This is a genomic window from Peribacillus sp. TH14 (genome assembly GCF_016651145.1).
Taxonomy (GTDB): Bacteria; Bacillota; Bacilli; order Bacillales; family DSM-1321; genus Peribacillus; species Peribacillus butanolivorans.
Genome location: NZ_JAEKEK010000001.1, coordinates 62,798 through 83,469, shown reverse-complemented (window position 1 = coordinate 83,469; position 20,672 = coordinate 62,798). Strand labels below are relative to the sequence as shown.

Here is a 20,672-nt window from a genome sequence, read left to right as displayed (position 1 = left end):
GGGGTGAAAACAATCGGGTTATTTGACAGTATCTTTCAAAAAAATAAGGCCTTAGCTTCGTCCTATGATTACGAGTTCACGATTGAAGCATCAAAAAAAGTGTATTTAAAGGAAATTGCATTAGAAACATGTATAAATTTTATCGCTCGAACCATATCACAAACGGAATTTCGGTACATGCGTGATAATGAACGAATACGTAATGAGTTAGATTATGCCTTTAATGTACGTCCTAACACAGATATGAGCGCTTCGGACTTTTGGCAAACGGTAATAGCTAATTTAATAAGTGATAACGAAGTGTTAATCATTCCTTACCAGGATCAACTATTAATTGCAGACTCATTCCTACGTAATGAATACGCATTATTCCCAGATACATTCCAGAGTGTTACGGTGAAAAATCTCACGTTCAACAACAAAGTGTGGAATATGGATGAAGTTATTTATCTTACTTACAACAACAAGCGTTTAACAACTTTTATGGATGGATTAATTAATGATTATGCCGAGTTATTCGAATCGTTAATTGAATCATCTAAACGAAGTTATCAAATACGTGGGGCTATCAAGTTCGACACAGCCCAAAATTTGAATGATACAGAAAAAACACAGTCTCTCATTAACAAAATTACAGGTGCTGTGAGGGATAAAGTGACAGCTATTTTCCCTTTGTTTAAAGGCATTAGTTACGAAGAATTTTCGAATGGAAGTGTAAAAGGACCAAGTGCCGAGGATATTAACAAAGTAAAACGAGCCTTGATAGACGATGTAGCTAACATTTTGGGTATCCCTATTAATTTATTACATGGTGATGTTGCAGAGCTTGATAGCGGCTTAAAAGCTTATATAAAGCTATGTATCAATCCACTGGTTAAGAAAATAACAGATGAATTAAACGCTAAAACAATCACACGTCAGGAATACCAAAATAGTGAACACATTAAAGCAATTGGCGTAAAAGTGAAAGATGTATTTGAACTTTCTGCAGCGTTTGATAAGTTAATTGCGTCAGGTGCATTTACACAAAATGAATTGCGTGAGGAAGCTGGATTTGATCGTTCAGACAATCAGAAACTTGACGAATTTATATTAACTAAAAACTATGAAAGTATAGATGAACCGAAGGAGGGTGAAAAAGAATGAAGAAAAAAATCCAACAAGTAGCACATAAATTTTCAAACAATCTTGAAGGCGATGAACATGAAATGACTATAAGCGGTGCTATTGGTCAAGGGGGTTGGTTTTATGATGCAACGTCAGCTAAAGATGTACGAAGCGCTTTAGATGGTGTGACTGCTTCTACAATCCGCCTTAAACTAAATAGTGGTGGTGGAGATGCTTTTGACGGCATTGAAATTTACAATTACTTAAAAGATCATAAAGCGCATGTCATTGTTGAGGTTACAGCCCTCGCAGCTTCAGCGGCTTCAATTATCGCGATGGGTGCTGATGAAATTATTATGCGTACTGGTTCGAATCTAATGATTCATGAAGCAGCAACATTTGCTTATGGTACAAAAGGCGACATTCAGAAGACCATGAATGCTTTAGAAACGATTGATGATTCAATTGTATCCATCTATAAACAACGTACAGGGTTAAGCTCTGAGGAAATCAAAAAAATGATTGAAGCTGAAACATGGTTAACGGCTGAAGAAGCATTGGAAAAGGGATTTGTGGATTCGATTGAAACCGTTGAAGATCCAAAAGGGCAAGAGAAAAATAATTTTCCCCAAAATGCAAAAGTGAATATCAACTTTACCAACGAACAAATAGACAGCATCGTTGCTAAAGTAACAGCTAATCTTCAGAAGAATAAAAACCAAACTAATGAACCTGCGCCTGTGGCGAAAAAACGAGGGTTCATTTTTTAATTGGAGGAAAAATAATGACAATCAAATTAAATAATCATACAAAAGCCTATGATGAGGCTAAAAAAGCATATGCACAAGTGGTAAAAAACGAGAGCTCAACTCCTGAGCAAATCGAAACAGCTTGGAACAGTATGCAAGATGAGCTCGTAAATTCCTTAACAACGCAAATTACCCAAGCTGTACAAACACAAAATGCAGATCAAACGATTTTAGCGACTCGCGGTGTGAATGTTTTAACTTCTGAAGAAACGAAATTTTTCAATGCTGTGGCTCAATCTGACGGCTTTACAGATGATATTATCCTTCCAGAAACAACCGTTGATCGTATTTTTGAAGATTTAACAACGGATCACCCTTTTTTATCTGAAATCAATTTGCAAAAAGCAGGTCTTTTAACTCGCATCATCAAGTCTGATCCTTCAGGTGCTGCCGTATGGGGTAAAGTATTCGGGGAAATTAAAGGACAACTTGATGCTGCGTTTAGCGAAGAAAATGTTACACAATCTAAATTGACTGCATTTGTTGTACTTCCTAAGGATTTAGAAAAATTCGGACCAGCTTGGATTGAGTCATACGTTCGCACACAAATTACCGAAACTTTTGCAGTGGCATTAGAAAATGGCTTTATCAACGGCGTTGGCCCAATTAAAGATCAGCCGATTGGATTAATTCGTGATTTAGAGGCATCTGTAAACCCAACAACTGGACACGCTAAAAAAGCAGTTGCTGGAACTCTTACATTTGCTGATTCTAAAACAACGGTAAAAGAACTATCCCAAGTAATGGAATACCTTTCCACTAAATCAAACGATAAATCTGTCAAAATTGAAGGGAAAGTTGTTTTAGTCGTTAACCCTACTGATGCATGGGCAGTAAAAGCCCAATACACTTTCTTAAATGCGAATGGAACCTATGTTACAGCCTTACCTTTTAACTTGCGTATTGTAGAATCTGAATTCGCTGAAGCTAAGGAATTAATTGCTTTTGTAAACAATCGTTACGATGCTTATACAGCTGGTGGCGTACAAATTAACAAATATGACCAAACACTTGCTTTAGAGGATTGCAATCTTTACACTGCTAAACAATTCGCTTTTGGTAAAGCCGAGGATAATAAAGCAGCAGCGATTTATACACTATCTATTAATACTCCAGAAGGGTGATTAGATGGCTAAATTTAAAGTATTAAAAACATTCAAGGATATCCATACGAAAAAGATTTATAAAATCGATCAAGAAATAGACATGACAGTAAAAAGGGCTACAGAGGTTGAAGAAAATCTCGATAGCTCTTTTTTAAGTAGAGTAGAAGAAAAAGAAGATGAAAAGTAGGTGATTCAATTGGAAATCACAGACGAATTATTAGTTAATTTTAAAAAGCGTATGAAAATCTCACACAGTATTGAGGATGACACATTAAAAGACATCCTCTCTGCATCTGTGGAGGACATTAAAACGAAGTGTGGGTATTTTACTGTTGAATCGAATGAACGGGCTAGAGAGCTTGTATTTGAACGCTCACGCTATATTTATAACGATGCCTTAGAATTCTTTAATGATAATTTTGCATCACAAATTACATCATTAGCTTTGGAGCTTTATATGCCTAGCGGGGAGATTGCTGATGAAGCCAAAGTTTAATCCGAATAAAATCGGGAGCGGTGAATTAAGGACGCCTGTTAGTTTTTATCAATACGCCCCACATAATGGTCCAGAGCCAGGCGAAGGTGTAATGGATAAGGTATATGAGTGTTTTGCGGAGGTTTACAACGCAAGCATGAAAGATATCGAGATTCTCAACTCCGGCAGGGAACAACAGCAGCTGAAATTTATGAATACGAAAAATGCTGTGACTATTAATATCCGCGATTCAATCGGTGAGTATTTCCCCGACACTGAACACTACGCAGAGTTGCAGGATGATTGTTATTCAAAAATGGTAGATGGTGAACGTAAATATATTCGCTTTAACGTGATTGACGTTCGTCCCAACTTAACAAAAAACGATTTTATTACTGTTTTATTGGCGGTGATAACATGAGTGTTGAATTTAGAGGGTTCGAGGAAGTTTATAAAAAACTGCAAAATCAATTGTCAGAACAGGCTTTAGGCAGAGTGTCCAACAAAGCCTTAACTGCAGGAGCCCAAGTGGTTGCAGCAGCCATTTCCCACGAATTCGAGGCATTTAAAGATACCGGAGCCTCCGAGGATGAAATTATCGTAGGTAAGGTAACAAACCGAAACGGTTTTAAATCGGTATTAGTGGGGTGGAATGGACCGAAAGAGCGTTATCGATTAGTCCATCTAAATGAATTTGGTTATAACCGAAATGGGGGAAAAATAAAACCTAGAGGCTACGGATCTATTCAACGAGCAGTTTCGAATAGTGAAGGAGCCTTTTTGCATACGGTCACGAAGGAGCTGAAAAAACAATTATGACAGATGGATTAATGGTGATCTATAACCAGCTAATTTCAAATGAATTAATTGTTTCCCTTTGTGAAGACCGTATTAAATTTTATGAATATCCCGAAACAGGAGATGCCAACAAACCTTTTATCGTGATTGATCCATTGGATGTTCCTGTCCCAACTGTTTATGCCAGTAATGAATATCATGCCAATGAATATTTGTATCAAATTGACGTGGAATCTACGAACCGTTTGCTAGTCAAAGAGATTCAGGCTGAGATAAAAAAGGAATTGAAAAAACTTGGTTTCGGACAGTTAAAAGATGGTTTAGATGAGTATTTCAAAGAAACAAAACGCTATGTTGATGCTAGACGTTATCAAGGACTAATAAAAGAAGAGGTGTTGTAAATGGGTATTAGAGTAGGTTTCAAACGAGCCACGTTTGTCATTTTAGATAAAGATGGTAAAGCAACAAAAGATGTTTTTGTTGTAGAAGGTAAGGCCGATAAGGGTGGTACAACGGAAGCAACCATTTCAGGTATATCTCCGGAATCTATAAAGGTCTATGCATCAAATGTAGCTTATTACGTGTCGGCAAAAGGCACGGGTGACGTTAAAGCGGAAATTGGTATTTTAGACTTACCAGAAGTTATGACAGAAGCAGTGCTTGGTCGTAAGAAACACACTGATGGCTTTACATTGATTGGTGAACGTACAGAGCCACCGTATGTTGCGGGATTACTTGAATCGGAAGATGCATCAGGCCAGCCAGTTTTATTTGCTTTGTTAAAAGGTAAAATGTCTATTGGTGACGTGTCACTCAAAACCAGTGAAGATAAACAAGCGACACCAGAAGATGAAAAGCTGACGATGGAATGCATTGCAAATAACGATGGTGAAACCATTGCTTATGGCGTCGGTACTGAAATAGTAGCAAAATTAAAAACATATGCATTTCCTCCTGGAATACCAGTGGGATAAATAGAAGCCTTCCTTTTGGAGGGCTTTTTCATTTTTAAAAAAATTGGAGGAATTAAACATGTACACATTAGAACTAACCAATCCAAAAACAAAAGAAGTCACTACACATACGCAAGTATGGGTAAGCGGTAAACAATTATTAACAGCATTAAAGCTGAATAATTCCGTCTATGAAGATGATGAAGAATCTACAATGGCTCTTATCAGTTTCGTTGCTGATTTATTTGGAATTAAAGCGAATGACATTTTGGAAGGTATCCAGGCACATGATTTGATGCAAAGAATGTATGAAGTATATTACAAAGTTCTTGGTTACAGCGAAAAAAAGAGTCAGAAGTTGATTCAGTTTATGAAGGACGGAGAAACAGAAGCGGAGCTGGATTAACACCACAAGAAGCCATTAAAAATCTGAATGCGCTATTTCTGAATTTAATGCAGCAGGGCATGAGTTATAACGATGTGGTAAATGCAGATTACTATCATTTGATGGAAATTTTAAATAATGATGAAAAACCTAAAGAAGAAAAAACGATGGATTTAGCAGACTTTGTGAAATCACTCTCTTAAGAAAGGAGGTTAAACATTGTTAGGAAACCAACCACTTGGAAAAATGATTATTGAAATGGATTTATCGTCTGCCAATTTCACAAAATCTTTAACTGCTGTAAATCGTTCGATTAAAGGCGCAGAGCGTGAAATGAAAGCCAATATGGCTGTGTTGAATAATGCTGATGATAAATATGGTGCACTAGGAAAGCAAGTAGAAGGCTTGAATAAAATCATGTCTTTGAACGAAAAACGTATTGAGCAGTTAAATGAGAAACGTAAAAAAGAACTCAAGACAAACGCTGAAAGTTCAAAGGTTATTCAAGACTTAAATAAAGAAATTAACACAGCTATTCAACGACAAAGTGCTTGGGAAAAGCAATTAAAAAATGGCAGAAGTAAAATGGTTGACTATAAAACTTCAACCAAAGATTTAGAATCTGAATTGGCTAAACTACAAAAAAAGACTGACGACAATGTCGCGAGTCTGAAAAAAAGTGGTTTAGCCTTTTCTGCGCAAAAAGAAAAACTCAAAGGATTAAGTGAACAGACTAGAAAACATCAACAAATTGTTGATAGTCAAAAGTTAAAAGTTGAAGAGCTATCAAATGAATTTGGCAAAAACTCAAAAGAAGTTTTGGAAGCAAGACAGAAATATCGTTCTTTAATTCTTGAACAAAATAAATTAAATGAATCGTTCAACAATCTAAATCAAAAAATCAGTACCGTTAGACCTGGTATTGGTAAATTAGCAGATGATATAGGAAAAGCTGAAACTAAGCTTCGCGGATTATCTGATCGCGCTATATCCACTGGATCAAAATTAAATGAAACAGGTCGATCAATTTCATCTAGTTTTAGCGGTATTACTTTAGCAGGTGGTATAGGTTTAGGTTATACCATCAAACAAGCGGCTGATTTTGAACAAGCTATGGCTGACATTAAAGCACTCATGAACCCCAAAGAATGGCAACAATACGGGGCACAAATGAACAGTCTAGTTAAAGAACTCGGAATTGAAACGAAGTATAGTAATAAAGAAGTTGCAATAGGTTTGCAAGAGTTAATTAAAGCTGGTGTTGATCTAGATGCAATCATGAGCGGTGGGTTAAAATCATCCCTTTCATTAGCAACAGCAGGTGAATTGGAGTTAGGTGCCGCGGCAGAGATTGCTTCTACCGTATTAAACTCATTTAAAGATGATGGTATTAATATGGCTAAAGCAGCAGATTTGCTTGCTGGTTCGGCCAATGCTTCTGCAACGTCTGTGGAAGAAATGAATTATTCATTATCTCAGGTTTCAAGTGTTGCAGGACCAATTGGTTTTAGCTTTGCTGATACAAACACAGCATTGGCAGTATTTTCCCAAGCTGGGCTTAAAGGTTCAGATTCTGGAACGTCTCTAAAAACAATGTTAATGCGATTGTCACCACAAACTAGTGATGCAGCGGATATGATGGCTGAGCTTGGCATAGCAACAACAAATACAACTGCCGGATATAAGTATTTAGTTGAAAAAGGAATCGAACCAGCATCAAGAACGATTCCTGATTTGGATAAGGCATTCCAAAAGTTAGCAAAACAAGAACTTGGCTCTGGAGCATCTAAAGCAAAATTAAGAAAAGAGTATGATCGTCTTCAAAAAGCGAGTGGTTATCTTTCATCTTCATTCTTTGATGAGCAAGGTAATGTTAAATCCATGTCTGAAGTTTTCAATATTCTTCAAGTTTCTACAAAGAACTTATCAAAAGAACAAAAAATCAATGCTTTTAATACAATATTTGGTTCCGATGCTATTCGTGGGGCAATGATTGCTAGTAAAGCAGGTGCTGAAGCATTTGATGAAATGGGAGTATCCATTAATAAAGTTAGTGCCGATGATGTAGCCGCAACTAAAATGGATACATTAAAAGGCTCTATTGAAAAAATGAAAGGTGAAGCAGAGAGTGCTGCAACTACATTCGGAACTGCGTTGATCCCAACCATCAAAACAGCAGCTGGAACCATCGAGGATGTAGTTGGGTGGTTCAATAAACTAGATGAAGGCACTCAACATTCCTTAGCAAAATGGACAGCGATAGGTGTGGGTGTTACTGCTGTTGGTGCTGCACTTGGATTTTTAACCATTGGTATTGGTGGTTTAGTCACTGGTTTTGGAAAAATGACTCGTGGCGGGGCTGACATACTTAAATTTTTATCAAATGGTGTCATCAATTTAGGCAGTTTTAGTTCTATGACGCGAGGTAGTACACAATCTTTAAATGCTGAGACAGTGGCTCTTAATTCAAATACAGCGGCATTGCAACGAAACAATGGCGCTCGTGGCGGTGGAACGTCAGTTGGAAGAAGAAGTAAAGGCGAGAAAAAAGCACTAGCAAGAACAACAGCAGCTACTCCAAATGTTTCTGCCACAGGAAGTAGAGTGGCCAATAACGCTGGTAAGGTTGGTAAAGGTGCTAAGGCATTAAAATATGTAAAAGGTGCTGCGCCAATTGGAGCTGTTATTGGGGTCGGTGCATTAGGGTATGAATTAGCTACTGGTTCTGGAACAAAAGAATCGATTGGTGGTAGTATTGGTGGAACATTAGGGGGAATGGGCGCGGGTGCTCTAACAGGCGCGGCTTTAGGTTCTGTCATCCCTGTGTTCGGTACAGCGATTGGTGGGATTGCGGGAGGCATTATCGGTGGGATTGCCGGTGATAAAATTGGTTCATCCATTGGGAAAAGTTTTGATAAACAAGATAAGAAGGAAGCTGCACGTAAAAAAGCGATGAAAACGGCGGAAAGTGGGGCTTCGCTCAGTCTTAAAATCAATGGTGTTTCAGCGTCCACCCAAAAGGTACTAGGTGAGTATGATAAGTTATATACGGGAACAAAAACCAAGCTCAATCAAATAATGTTATCCAATACTACGATTAATAAAAAGATTAAAGATGACACCATCAAACAATATGATTCAATGACCAATAATGTACTTTCATCCTTAAAAAATCGACACCAGCAAGAACGAGTAGAAGCCATAAAGGCTTTAAATTCTAATAAGGCATTATCCCAACAAGAAAAAAATGAAGCTCTAAAAAAATTAGATGAAAAGCACAAAGCTGAAATTGGGAAAGTCAAAGGTGACAATGAGCGCATTAAACAAATTATGAGTAATGCCTCTAAACAAAAAAGAGAACTTAACCGTAGCGAAAAGCGCGAAATTAACGATATTAATGATCGGATGTATAATACAAAAATTAAAAAGACGGTCAAGAGTGAAAATGAGCTAACCGCAATAAATCGGCAACGAAGTAAGCAACGCTATGATATTACTACAAAAGAAATGAACAATACCATTAAAGCAGCCGAAAAAGAATATAAAGAAACGGCTAAAAATGCAAAGGAAAAACAAAGAAATAAAGTTCATCATGCTGAAGTACAATACAAGAAATTAGGCGTCATATCTAAAGCTGAATATGAAAAAATTCGTGATAATGCTCAAAAAGAAAAAGAAAAGACCATCGATCAAGCTAAAAAGAAAAGAGATGGCGTCGTAGAGAATGCAACACTCCAAAAAGATGAGTCTATTAAAGCTTCTAAAAAACAAAAAGAGAAAAATATTGAAAATGCCCAAAAAGAAACAAGTGGAGTAGGAAAAGCGTGGGATGGTTTAACAGGTTTCTTGAAAAACATGGTTAGTTGGGTTAAAGGTTTATTTGGTAATAAAGATAAAACTTTTTCCCCTCCTAAATATAAAGCAAGTTATCCTGGAAGCATTGCCCAAAACGCTAAAGGGACTTTTCAAGGTCCGTTTAAAGGCGGTCTATCTTTTGTAGGTGAAGAAGGCCCTGAGCTTGGATACTTACCAGGTAAAGGATTAGGGTTGGTTGGTACAACAGGTACTGAACTGATGAATTTACCAAGAGGTTCAGCTATTCTTCCTCATAACAAAACAAAAGCTGTATTAAGCAGTTATAGTTTCCCTACAAATTCGATTCCAGGATTCGCTAAAGGTACAGGCGATGATGATTCATTTATGGATTACATCATTAATGGTTCTAACAAGGTTGTAGACGGCATTGGAACATTAGGCGGAAAAGCTGTAGATGCTTTCGATATCATCACAAAAGGACCATCTAAGTTATGGAGTAGTTTAACAAAGTCATTAAACTATAAGGATACTTTTCCTGATTTCGCAAACTTATGGGCAGGTGGGAAAGGCGTTGTACCGTGGGCAAAAAATCAAGCAATGGATTATTTCAGTTCATTGTTCGATGGATTCGGTGGAGGCTTCGATGATAGTATGGGCCCTGTGGGTAAGGGAGTTGAAAGATGGCGGGGTACTGTCATGAAAGCATTGGGAATGAACGGTCTTCCTGTTACAGCAGCTTATGTGAACGCATGGTTAAGACAAATCAAGTCTGAATCAGGCGGCAATCCACATGCTATCCAATCATCAGGGGTAAAAGATGTCAACTATTACTCTGGAAATTTAGCTCGTGGCCTCGTCCAGGTGATCCCGCCAACATTTGCCGCACATTCATTTCCGGGGCATAAGAATTGGAGTAATGGTTTAGATAGCTTGCTTGCAGGTATGCACTATGCTAAATCACGTTATGGTTCTAATATGCTTAAATACATCGGTCATGGTCATGGGTACGAAAATGGTGGGATCATCACCAAGGAACATTTGGCGATGGTAGGTGAAGGGAATAAACCTGAAGCGATTATACCACTAAGTCCTAACAAACGTAGTAGAGCGTTAGAATTACTGGCTTCAGTCTCTAGTAAAATACTTGGTGATCCGACTAAAACTAGCCATAGCGATAATGGTCTTATGTATTCCCTATTGAAAAAACAGGATGCTCAATTGGAATTATTACAGCAGCAACTTGGACTTTTATCGAAGATTCTATTAAAAGACAATAATACGTATATAGATGGAAAAGAAATTCATAATGCAGCAAAAAAACAGCAAAACAAAGTAGATGCTTTATTCAAACTGGCTAAAGGCGTATAACGTGCTTTTAGCTTTTTCTTTTTCAGAAAGGAGAAATAAACAAATGAGCATTGAAACCAAATTTAATTATTGTGGTTTCGACAGCCGCAGCGACTTAGGTTTAATGGTAGTGAACATAAAAAGAAATATCCTGGCAGAAACAACCGAGCAAACCACAACGATTCCTGGCATGTTTGGAACAATATACGAGGGCCTTTCTTTTGGATCTAAAACATTTACGATTGACGTTTTTTTAGAAGCCAGCAGCGAACGCGATAGAGTTTTAAAAATGAGGGAGTTAGCCAACCTTTTTACACAAACAGGAGACGGCGACGAATACCCCTTAATCCTTTCGGATGAAAGCGATGTAATTTGGTACGTTCACCCGGTAGAAGTGAGCGAACCGCAGCGAGTAAGCCAGTCAGATAACAGCGTTTTATTCTCTATTAAGTTTTCATCCTCTGAAGGTGTGGCCCTGGGCGAAAAGGTAGAACAAACTTTAACCAAACAAACTACAGTTATTACGCCCGGTGGAAATACAACAACCTACCCTATTTTTACGGTAGTACCAACAGCGGAAACGACTTCTATTGCTATAGCTTCAGACGATGAAAGTTATATATATTTAGGCGCTGGCTTTGACCAGGAAAACCAGGACAAGCCAATAAATAAACAGCCAAGGATTTTAAACGACGCATGTAACACCCTGGCAAGCTGGACAAAATTAACAGCTGCCAATCTTACATTTAATATTGAAAACGGCGTGATAAGTAGCGATAGCGATATGAGGACAACAGGCCAGGCCTTAAGAGTGGCCTTAAAAGATAACGAGGATTATTTTGGGGCTAATGTGTCTAAAAAATGGCATGGTCCAGCCCGGCAGCAATGGTTTTCTAAAGCGCTTAAAGATTGGAAAGTCGAAGCTCATCTATATCTTAGAAAAGGTTATGCCCGCGCTAGGAATAAAATAGAGCTGTATTTATTGGATAGTGAAGGCCGCCGAGTAGGAAAGATCATGCTAAAAGATGCCGAAAATAGTTATGAGGTATTAGCAAGCGCTCAAATAGGATACGATTCAAACGGCGTCGCAAAGTCTGTTTACAACAGCAACAACGACAGCAGCGTAAAAAGAACGAAGAATGGATCTAATGCAAAGAAAACGATCAAATACAAAGAGACAGTTAAAGTCACAACAGGGAAAGGCAAAACGAAAAAGGCGACGACAAAAGTAGTCTCTAAAACTATGGCTTTGCCCCAGGATTTAGACGAAAACACGTTTACTGGTTTTTATGGAGTATGTACGTTTCAAAAGGTAGGAAATAAATATTCGGCTACCTTTCAAAAGTGCTTAAGTAATGGAAAACCGATAGGAAAGAAATGGAGCGGCACATATACTGACAGCACAAAAAAATTTGGCGACGAGATAGCGGGCGTAGCTGTTTATATAGGTAAATATGATATTACCGAGGATTCCAAAGGTGTGAAATACAAAGCGAACCCCGCAGCTTTAACCGATATTAAAGTCTATGAGATTTTAGGCGATACGGTAGAAATAGTAGCAAGGGCCGGGGATGAAATCGTCATTAATTGCGAAGAAAATAAAGTCTATCGAAATGGATCTTTATTTTTAGAGAATCTATACATTGGAAGCGAATTTTTAACCATGAGCGGCGGCGTTCCTAGAAGCTTTACAGTAAGCCCCGAACCAGGAAGCGGCGCTAGTTGGTGGCTGGATTACAGCCCACGTTATAACTAAGGTGGTGGAAAACAGATGATTTATATTTTAAATAGCGACGATAAAATTATAGGCTATTTAGACAATAACAACGCCGGGGCATGTCCTTTTTATAACGATGTGCATAGCTCTAAAATAGCAGACGAAAGCGGCAAGATATGGGCCGAGACTTTAACACTAGATGTTCCCTATGGTTATGAAGAAACGGATTTATTGGACACAGGAACGCAGCTACTTATTGCAGATAGTAACGAACGTTTTAAACTATTCACTATTTACGACAAAAGCGACGTTATAAACGGTCTGGGCCATTTAAAAAAGGTGGATGCTATTAATTCTTTAGCCTGGAAATTAAATCATACTTATGTAGAGGAAAAGAGCTGGACGGCTGCAAGCTCTAAAGATGTTATCAGCTATATTTTTCAGCGCAGTGGCTGGACATTAGACGAGTTTAACGACTTCTTTAGTGGCGGGACAAAATCTTATACAGTAAGCGAAGGGAAAGCCCAGGCTGCTTTAGATAATGCAACAAAAGACTTTTCTATCGAATTAGAAGCATACGCCGTAATTTCAAAAGGGAACATTATAGAAAAGCGCGCCTTTTTTACTGAACGACTAGGAGAAGTAACAGGCGAGCGTTTTGAGTATCGGCACAATTTAAAAGGAGCAACCCGAACCAAATCTAATCTAGAATTTTATACAAAATTGTATGTATTCGGTGGGCAAAATACAAAGGGTGAACGCGCTACTATTACCAGCGTAAATAAAGTAAAAGTCCCAGGATCTAATAATTATGAATATCTGCCTTTTATTTTAGACGAAGAAGCAAACGACAAATATAACAACGGAAACGCCTATTTAGAAGGATTTATAGTAAAAGAGGATATTATCAGACACGAAGGCCTTTTAACATGGGGCCGGGAGCAAATGAAAACATATAACCACCCTAAATATACGTATATCGTAGACGTAGCTTTATTGGATACTTTGCCAGGGCTAGGCGATACAATAGCCGTTATAGATCACGAAATGAATCCACCTTTAACCATTACGGCCCGCGTATTAGAAACGAATTACAGCCAGGCCGACAGCTCAGCGGATAACGTCGTATTTGGTGAATTTGTCACCATAAACACTGTTACCCCTAATGAGATATGGAAACTTCAAGCCCTGGCTTCGCAGGCCCTACAGGCTATACAGGAAAAAACAAGTTGGAAAATTGAAATGTTTACGCCCGATGGTTTGGACTTTAGCAGCAGCGCTGATAAGAAGCGGCTTATTGTTCGCGTATTTGAGGGCCTGGACAATATAACGGCTCAAATACCAAAAGAGGGCTTTTTGTGGGAAATGCTAGACAATGAGGGCGCCCATGTAGAGAAATGGGAAGAAGCTCATATAGGAGTGGGGAACGTAATAGAAGTAGGCCGGGAAGTAGCAGCTTATACAATCCGGTGTAGCGTGAACGACGAAACAACAAAGCCAGTAATTTTTGCAGAAGAAAAGGACTTTGCTTTCTTTTGTCGTCTGCAAAATGAACCGAACCCAGGCGACACAGATTTTAATTCCAGTGTGGCCCAATATGCAGCCGTAGACGCGACAAACAATCATATCTATTGGACGCAGGGCTATAGAGGATCTTTGGTAACAGCGGCAGACATTGCAGCCGGGGAAAGTTTCTCTATAACACGTACTGATTTAAGCGGCACTATTTTAGATAGAATGGTATGTAAACATGGCGGGCATGGCTCACATTTTGGCCTAAAAATCGAAAGTGGAAAAGTATATATTTATTCTCCCTTTAAAGATGTGGCCCAAAATAAGGTGTATTTAGTCAAGTTCCCTTATACAGCGGGAAAGCTGCTTAAATGGGGCGATAGCTCAATTAAAAGCATTTACGCTATAAATACCCGGTTTAATTTAGATGATAAAAACGGATATTATTTATTAATTAGTGGAGTAAGAGAAAAAGCAACTTTTAAAATTGCAAGGAAAGCCGATATGGACGCGGGGATCTATAAAATCTTATATTCTTTAACTGCTACAGACTTCGGCGTTTCTGCTAACCAAGTCTATCAAAGTGCTACTTTAGATTTCCCCTATTTGTATGTGACCTATGGAGGGTCAAACGGAAATATTTCAAACGGCGATGCCCCTACTTTATATTGTGTAGATGTCCGCAGCCGTTCTTTAGTCTATAAAATTAACTATACCTTTACAGAAGGAACAATAACGCCAGAAGACGAACACCACGAAGCCGAAACGGTTAATTATTACTATGATAAAGACGGTACGAAGTGGATTTTACAAGGCTTTGCCTTTTCCCACGAAGTAGAAGAATGGAAGCGTCGGAACAATGTTTTATATCGAGCAAAAGAAACGATTAGAACGGAATAGTTAAACCAGGTATATTACTAAGAAGAAGTCTTAAGCCTTTATTTTAGGAGCTTAGGACTTTTTTAATTTATAGAAAAGGGCGTTTTTTATGATAGTAGGAACGGTAGACGCTTCTTTTACAGATAACAAACTTTTAGCAGGAGAAGCAGACAAGAAAGCTGTAGATGCAGACGCGAAAGCCGTAGACGCAGACAAGAAAGCTGTAGACGCAGCAGCGAAAGCAGAAGCCGCACAAACCCAAGCTAATACAGCTTTAACAAGCGCAAATGGTAAAAACAAAAACTTCTATGGATCAGCAGAACCGACAGGGCAGAAAACTAATGATTTATGGTTTAAATACAATGCTAACGGAATATGTGTGGCTATATATCGCTGGAATGGTACGGCCTGGACGAATGAAGTAGATCAAGATAAAATTCAGCAATCTATAGATGCAGCCAAAAAAGAAGCTGCGGCAGCAAGCTCAGCCGCAGACAAGAAAGCAGCAGCTGCACAGGCTCAGGCCGACGCAGCTTTAACAAAAGCACAATCTGGCTTTGACGACGCCCAAACCGCTTTAGGAAATGCAGCTACAGCGGATTCTACAGCCAAGAAAGCTATAGACAACGCCGCAGCCGTTAAAGTTATCGCAGATGCTAATACAAAAAATGTGGCTACAGTAAAAGCTACAGCCGACGGCCTACAAACAGCCGTATTTAATAAAGATGGCACTAGCAAAATAACGCAAACAGCCAACGAATTAATGAGCAAAATCGAAGCGACAGACGGCAAAGTAAGCGAAGTAACCCAAACGGCCAGCAGCTTAGGAAGTCGCTTAACCTCAGCCGAAGGGAATATAAGCGCAGTAACGCAAACCGCTAACAGCTTAGGAAGTCGTTTAACCTCAGCCGAAGGAAAAGTAAGCACAGTAACCCAAACAGCCGACGGCCTACAAACAGCGGTATTTAATAAAGATGGTAGTAGCAAAATAACGCAGTTAGCGGATGTTATTGATTCGAAAATAAGCAAGGTTGATGCCGATGGAAAGTATGCAACACAATCTCAATTAACACAAACTTCTACTAGTTTACAAAGTACGATTACTCAGACTATTAATGATTTAGAAATTGGTGGAAGGAATATAGTCTTAAACTCGACTTGGAATAATGGTATTAGCGGATGGACAAATCCATGGGGTACGACATACAGTATTGTACCGCCAGAGGATGATAAACCAAATTCATCTATTTTAAAAATAGTACCTGCTTCAACGACATCTCAAAAAGCTAGTGATGCCTTTAGAATTGAGGTAGGTAGAAAATATACAATTAGTTTTGATGTAAAAATAGATACAGTAAAAAATAACACTGGAATATTATTTATTGTAAGGTCTTTTAACGCTAAAGATACAGGTACAGGTGCGGCAGATTCTGTATGGAGTCAAACATTTTTAAAATTTAATGATATTACGGTTGCAAATAAATGGATTGCTTTTACTTTTACTTTTACCCCAACAGCAGGTGAATGGCTAAGAGTTATACCATATAATGCAGACGGTGCAGGAGGAACACCATCTTATTTTAGAGAGATTATGGTTGTTGAGGGTGATAAATCAACTAAGGGTTGGACACCAGCACCAGAGGACATGGCAACACAATCACAAATATCTCAATTAGTAGACAATATTAATTTGAGAGTAAAAGAAAATGATGTCGTCAACCAAATCAATTTATCAAAAGAAGGTATATTGATAGACGGTAAGAAAGTTCATATCACAGGACAGACAACGATTGACGATGCTTCAATCAGTAGTGCAAAGATTGTTTCTTTGTTAGCGAGTAAAATAATAGCAGATTCCTTATCAGTTATTAGCGCAAATTTAGGCAATGTTACGGCTGGGAATATAACTGGTGTTAATATATCGGGTTCTACCTTGAAAATATCCAATAAACCTAAGTATGAGGACGGGACTACCTTTGTTCAGATGAAAAACGGGGAAATCTTTGTAACAGATATTAACCCCGATACCGTAAGTCGAGCGAATGCGAACGATGTTCACATTAATAATGGGGCTATATGGATGACCGGCAATAATGCTGCCGGGATTGGAATATATGAATTAGATCTTGCACCAAAATATATTCTTTTTTCCGAATTTAACGCGAACAACACACTCAAATATCAAACAAATATTAGGGCCGAATTCTTGGAAAGCCCCAAAGTGACCACTATTGATCTAACGGTAAATGGTAAGACGGCACTTAATGGTAATGTAGTTATTAATGGCCAATTGATCGTACCGGGTATTGGTAGTGATGTGAACATGAACAATTATAACCTCAAAAACGTAAATCACATGACTATTAATGATTACGGTGGTAATGAGGGTATTGAGTGGTTAGGTGGGAACAATTGGAAAATATTTGAGTCACCGGACGATACTTCTAATAATCCAGGTGCTTTCCAATTCTTCACAGGTTCTACAAGACGGGCAACTATAGGGGCCACGGGTAATATTTACGCTACTGGTACCCTATTCAGGATTCAAGGCACTGGTGGAAGTTATGAAGCTGAAGGGAAACTGTCTTTACTGAATAAAACAGGTTTATCCGAGTTTCATCTAAGTTCTGATGCTACAAGTCCATTCATTCAGTCAATGGACATATACAATCGTACTTATTCCTTTGCCTCTAATGTATACGTAACAAGTAATGGAGTACTTGGGCGGTCAACTTCAGCGAGAAAGTACAAGCTGGACATTGAAGATAGTAAAGTTGATCCTCATAGACTGCTAGAGATTAACCCTAGATCATGGTACGACAAATCGGCCACTGAAGCCTATGCAGATGCGTTGACGGCTGAACAAGCTGGGGAAATTGTTGATTGGGACGATGTAGATATTCCAGGCATAGAACGGGTGCACGGGCTAATTGCTGAAGAAGTTATCCAAGCTGGTCTTCCTGAATTTGCATCCTATGGTGAATTCGATAAAGACGGGAATCGTGAAGTAGAGGGGCTAATGTATGACCGCCTTTGGACTTTGCTTATTCCTATTGTTCGGGAACATAAGGAAGAAATCGCTTTACTGAATGCGACGATGAAGCAGCAGCAACAAACCATAGAGAATATGGCCGCTTTAATGGCAAAAATGGAACAAAGAATAACAGCATTAGAGAATTAAAGTTTTTTTCAACAGAATAAGGGTGAGGAAAATATATTCAATCCGTTTTCAATCACATTCGATATCAGCAACATATCCGAGTCTTCTCTTAATTAGGGAATGGCTTTTTATTATGCATAAATTGAAAATCAAGGAGGTCGTGTTTTGACAATTGAAATCGGGGTTTTAATTGCAACTGCCAGTTTTCTTATTGGTTTCTTTACATTTAACAGAAATAGGGACAAGGACGTCAAGAGTGATGCTACAGAATCGGCTATTATAAGAACAAAATTAGACAATATTGGTCAATCGGTTGATTCAATTAGAATTGATTTTAAAGCTAGTGATCAACGCTGGACTGCTTTGTCAGAAACCGTTATTCGTATTGATGAAAGCACAAAACAGGCACATAAACGTATTGATAAATTCGAAAACAAAGGAGAGATTTAAATTGGATAACGAAATCATGCAACAAGTATTAATCTTTACAACTCTTTTAGTACCAATAGTCACAGCGGTGGTCCAAGTCGTTAAAAGCACCGTCACTTTGCCAAACAATGTTCTCCCAATATTAAGCTTAGTTGTTGGACTGGGAATAGGTTCAGTTGCTTTTCCGTTCACAGATATGGATATTGTTTTAAGGTTATGGGCGGGCGCATTTGCAGGTCTTGGTGGTACTGGTCTTTATGAAGTGTTCAATAATCGTATAGGAACTACAAAATAAGCTACCCATCGGGTGGCTTTTTATTTTAATGCACTGTAAAAATAGGTTTATTGTATGTATTGTCCAAATATCGGGGCAAGATATTTGATATGGTTTTAAAGAGAAGTGAAGAAGGAGTGAAGTATGCTTTTTCATATTATGGTTGGTTTTATACTTCCTTGGGTCCTAGGGTTTTATTTGTTTAGAAATCAAACAATGCTTTTCATTATTTTTTATCCGATGGGTTCAGCTACGAGTTTTCTAATAAATGAAATTGGATCTACCTACTTTTGGAAAATGGATAAAGTCTTAGCTTTAATTTGGTATGATCTAGGTCTTTATCCTATAGCGTGCTGTTTATTTATTTGCAGCATTCTTTTAAAAAAAATGTCAACCCTAATTACTTTGTTAGTCTTTACATTAGGTACAAATTTTTTGGAACTTTTAACGGTGTTACTTGGTAAATTAGAATACCAGAATGGATGGAATATATATTGGTCTATAGTCAGTTATTTGCTGGCCTATTTAATCGTTTATGGTTATTACAAATTAGTAAGTAAGTTTGTTTCATTTAACACATGGATGTTTAAGTGATAAGAGGAAACAAAAGAACGCCTTAGATGAGGCGTTTTTTTATTACCCAAAAATCAAAAACATTCATTTTAAATTAAAAAAGGAGACGATGGAAAATGAATTTTACTAAACTTCATCAATTGGTTGATAAAAGGGGTAAATTAATATCCAAAGGAACTTATTCAAAACGCACAAAAGCAATTACCCACCGAGTTTGGCACCATTCCTTAACAAAGAAAGATTTGGGTGGTTCTGATGCTGCAAGCTTCGCGGGTTACCATGTAAACACGCTGGGGTGGCCGGGGATAGGGTATACATTTGTTATCGAGCCTAAGAATGTTATTAACACACCAAACGGTAAAAGAGCTCGGATTGTATATGCGAACGATATCGACCGCAGGACCTATCATGTGGGGAATAGCAATCAGTTCTCTCTAGGCATCTGCGTTGCTGGAGATTATCGATATGACACTATGGATGATGCCACACTTGCCAGTATTGCAGAACTTCACGCTGCACTTGTTAAAGATGGGATTGGGAATTATGATAAGGCCCATAATGAAATGCCAGGTTATAGTTGGAAAGCATGTTGTCAGTATAACTACAGGGATGCTTTTGATTGGAAAGGTTCAAAAACTCCAGCCAAACCAGCACCGGCTCCAAATGTTTATACAATCCAAGAAGGTGAAACTTTATGGAGCATTTCACATAAGGACGGTACCGGTGGCGTTCAAGTTGAAGATTTAATAAAAGCGAATCCTGGTATCGATCCAACTAAATTAAAAATAGGTCAGAAAATCAATTTTGGAAATGCTAAAGAGGTTATTGTACAACCGGATATAAAAGAGGATGACGAAACTTCGAACAGTGGAGATGAAACAATTAGATCCATTCAAAAAACTTTAAATAGCCGTTATAAAGCTGGTCTAATTGTGGATGGATTAAATGGCCCTAAAACCAAATCAGCACTTATCAAAGCACTACAAACAGAACTTAATAAACAATTTAATAAAAAACTTGTTGTGGATGGTAAATGGGGAGCTAAAACTAAGGCTGCCATCGTCACAGTTGAAAAAGGTGCAAAAGGCAATCTTACATGGATACTACAAGCTGCACTTTACACTGAAGGGTATAATCCTGGGTCACTTGATTCTATCTTCGGAAAAAGAACTGAATCAGCATTATCTAAATTCCAGAAAGCTAAAAAGATAACTGCAGATAAGAAGGCAGGTAAAGCTACTTTCACTAAATTGTTTGCAGCATAATAAATAGCCCTTACTTTGAGTAGGGGCTATTTTTTGTTGATGCACTGTTAAATGTGTTATTCAATTT

General features: G+C 38.2%; 19 protein-coding genes. All 19 read left to right on the top strand.

The window, feature by feature from the left end; translation table 11 throughout:
* The first annotated feature begins 3 nt into the window (after positions 1-3).
* The 19 genes from JFU50_RS00515 (at position 4) to JFU50_RS00430 (ending at position 20,605) form a co-directional block, all read left to right on the top strand.
* Positions 4-1,146, top strand: a complete 1,143-nt coding sequence (locus JFU50_RS00515; RefSeq protein WP_342366262.1) for a phage portal protein — start codon at positions 4-6, stop codon at positions 1,144-1,146.
* The gene (locus tag JFU50_RS00510; RefSeq protein ID WP_201221293.1) at positions 1,143-1,877 is read left to right on the top strand and encodes a head maturation protease, ClpP-related; all 735 of its coding nucleotides are present in this window, start codon (positions 1,143-1,145) and stop codon (positions 1,875-1,877) included. Before JFU50_RS00515 ends, JFU50_RS00510 begins: the two co-directional genes overlap by 4 nt.
* A gap of 14 nt (positions 1,878-1,891) precedes the next feature.
* Complete coding sequence (locus JFU50_RS00505; RefSeq protein WP_201221291.1) at positions 1,892-3,040, top strand: phage major capsid protein; 1,149 nt, start codon at positions 1,892-1,894, stop codon at positions 3,038-3,040.
* A 4-nt stretch (positions 3,041-3,044) separates the two neighbouring features.
* Positions 3,045-3,209, top strand: a complete 165-nt coding sequence (locus tag JFU50_RS00500) for a hypothetical protein (protein WP_201221289.1) — start codon at positions 3,045-3,047, stop codon at positions 3,207-3,209.
* Between the two features lie 9 nt (positions 3,210-3,218).
* On the top strand, positions 3,219-3,518 hold the full coding sequence (locus tag JFU50_RS00495) for a phage gp6-like head-tail connector protein (RefSeq protein ID WP_201221287.1): 300 nt from the start codon (positions 3,219-3,221) through the stop codon (positions 3,516-3,518).
* Positions 3,502-3,918: a phage head-tail adapter protein gene (locus JFU50_RS00490; protein ID WP_201221285.1), complete on the top strand. Its 417-nt coding sequence runs from the start codon at positions 3,502-3,504 to the stop codon at positions 3,916-3,918. The genes JFU50_RS00495 and JFU50_RS00490 overlap by 17 nt, the downstream gene beginning before the upstream one ends.
* Entirely contained in the window at positions 3,915-4,316 is a 402-nt protein-coding gene (locus JFU50_RS00485; protein ID WP_201221283.1) for an HK97 gp10 family phage protein, read from the top strand. The genes JFU50_RS00490 and JFU50_RS00485 overlap by 4 nt, the downstream gene beginning before the upstream one ends.
* Positions 4,313-4,696 carry a DUF3168 domain-containing protein gene (locus tag JFU50_RS00480; protein ID WP_201221281.1) on the top strand — a complete coding sequence of 128 codons (384 nt, stop codon included), beginning with the start codon at positions 4,313-4,315 and terminating at the stop codon, positions 4,694-4,696. Before JFU50_RS00485 ends, JFU50_RS00480 begins: the two co-directional genes overlap by 4 nt.
* Positions 4,697-5,269 carry a major tail protein gene (locus tag JFU50_RS00475; protein ID WP_201221279.1) on the top strand — a complete coding sequence of 191 codons (573 nt, stop codon included), beginning with the start codon at positions 4,697-4,699 and terminating at the stop codon, positions 5,267-5,269.
* A 58-nt stretch (positions 5,270-5,327) separates the two neighbouring features.
* Positions 5,328-5,654 carry a phage tail assembly chaperone G gene (gene gpG / locus JFU50_RS00470; RefSeq protein WP_201221277.1) on the top strand — a complete coding sequence of 109 codons (327 nt, stop codon included), beginning with the start codon at positions 5,328-5,330 and terminating at the stop codon, positions 5,652-5,654.
* A gap of 59 nt (positions 5,655-5,713) precedes the next feature.
* Positions 5,714-5,836 carry a hypothetical protein gene (locus JFU50_RS31340; protein WP_274608342.1) on the top strand — a complete coding sequence of 41 codons (123 nt, stop codon included), beginning with the start codon at positions 5,714-5,716 and terminating at the stop codon, positions 5,834-5,836.
* A 16-nt stretch (positions 5,837-5,852) separates the two neighbouring features.
* Positions 5,853-10,817, top strand: a complete 4,965-nt coding sequence (locus JFU50_RS00465) for a phage tail tape measure protein (RefSeq protein WP_201221275.1) — start codon at positions 5,853-5,855, stop codon at positions 10,815-10,817.
* A 43-nt stretch (positions 10,818-10,860) separates the two neighbouring features.
* The gene (locus tag JFU50_RS00460) at positions 10,861-12,552 is read left to right on the top strand and encodes a distal tail protein Dit (protein WP_201221273.1); all 1,692 of its coding nucleotides are present in this window, start codon (positions 10,861-10,863) and stop codon (positions 12,550-12,552) included.
* Between the two features lie 15 nt (positions 12,553-12,567).
* Positions 12,568-14,925, top strand: a complete 2,358-nt coding sequence (locus tag JFU50_RS00455; RefSeq protein WP_201221271.1) for a phage baseplate protein — start codon at positions 12,568-12,570, stop codon at positions 14,923-14,925.
* An 88-nt stretch (positions 14,926-15,013) separates the two neighbouring features.
* Positions 15,014-18,085 carry a gp58-like family protein gene (locus tag JFU50_RS00450; RefSeq protein WP_201221269.1) on the top strand — a complete coding sequence of 1,024 codons (3,072 nt, stop codon included), beginning with the start codon at positions 15,014-15,016 and terminating at the stop codon, positions 18,083-18,085.
* 144 nt (positions 18,086-18,229) lie between these two features.
* Positions 18,230-18,514, top strand: a complete 285-nt coding sequence (locus tag JFU50_RS00445) for a hypothetical protein (protein WP_201221267.1) — start codon at positions 18,230-18,232, stop codon at positions 18,512-18,514.
* A 1-nt stretch (position 18,515) separates the two neighbouring features.
* Positions 18,516-18,788: a holin gene (locus tag JFU50_RS00440; protein WP_397444158.1), complete on the top strand. Its 273-nt coding sequence runs from the start codon at positions 18,516-18,518 to the stop codon at positions 18,786-18,788.
* Positions 18,789-18,911: 123 nt separating this feature from the next.
* Complete coding sequence (locus tag JFU50_RS00435) at positions 18,912-19,361, top strand: hypothetical protein (RefSeq protein WP_201221265.1); 450 nt, start codon at positions 18,912-18,914, stop codon at positions 19,359-19,361.
* Positions 19,362-19,456: 95 nt separating this feature from the next.
* Entirely contained in the window at positions 19,457-20,605 is a 1,149-nt protein-coding gene (locus JFU50_RS00430; protein WP_201221263.1) for a peptidoglycan-binding protein, read from the top strand.
* Positions 20,606-20,672: the final 67 nt, after the last annotated feature.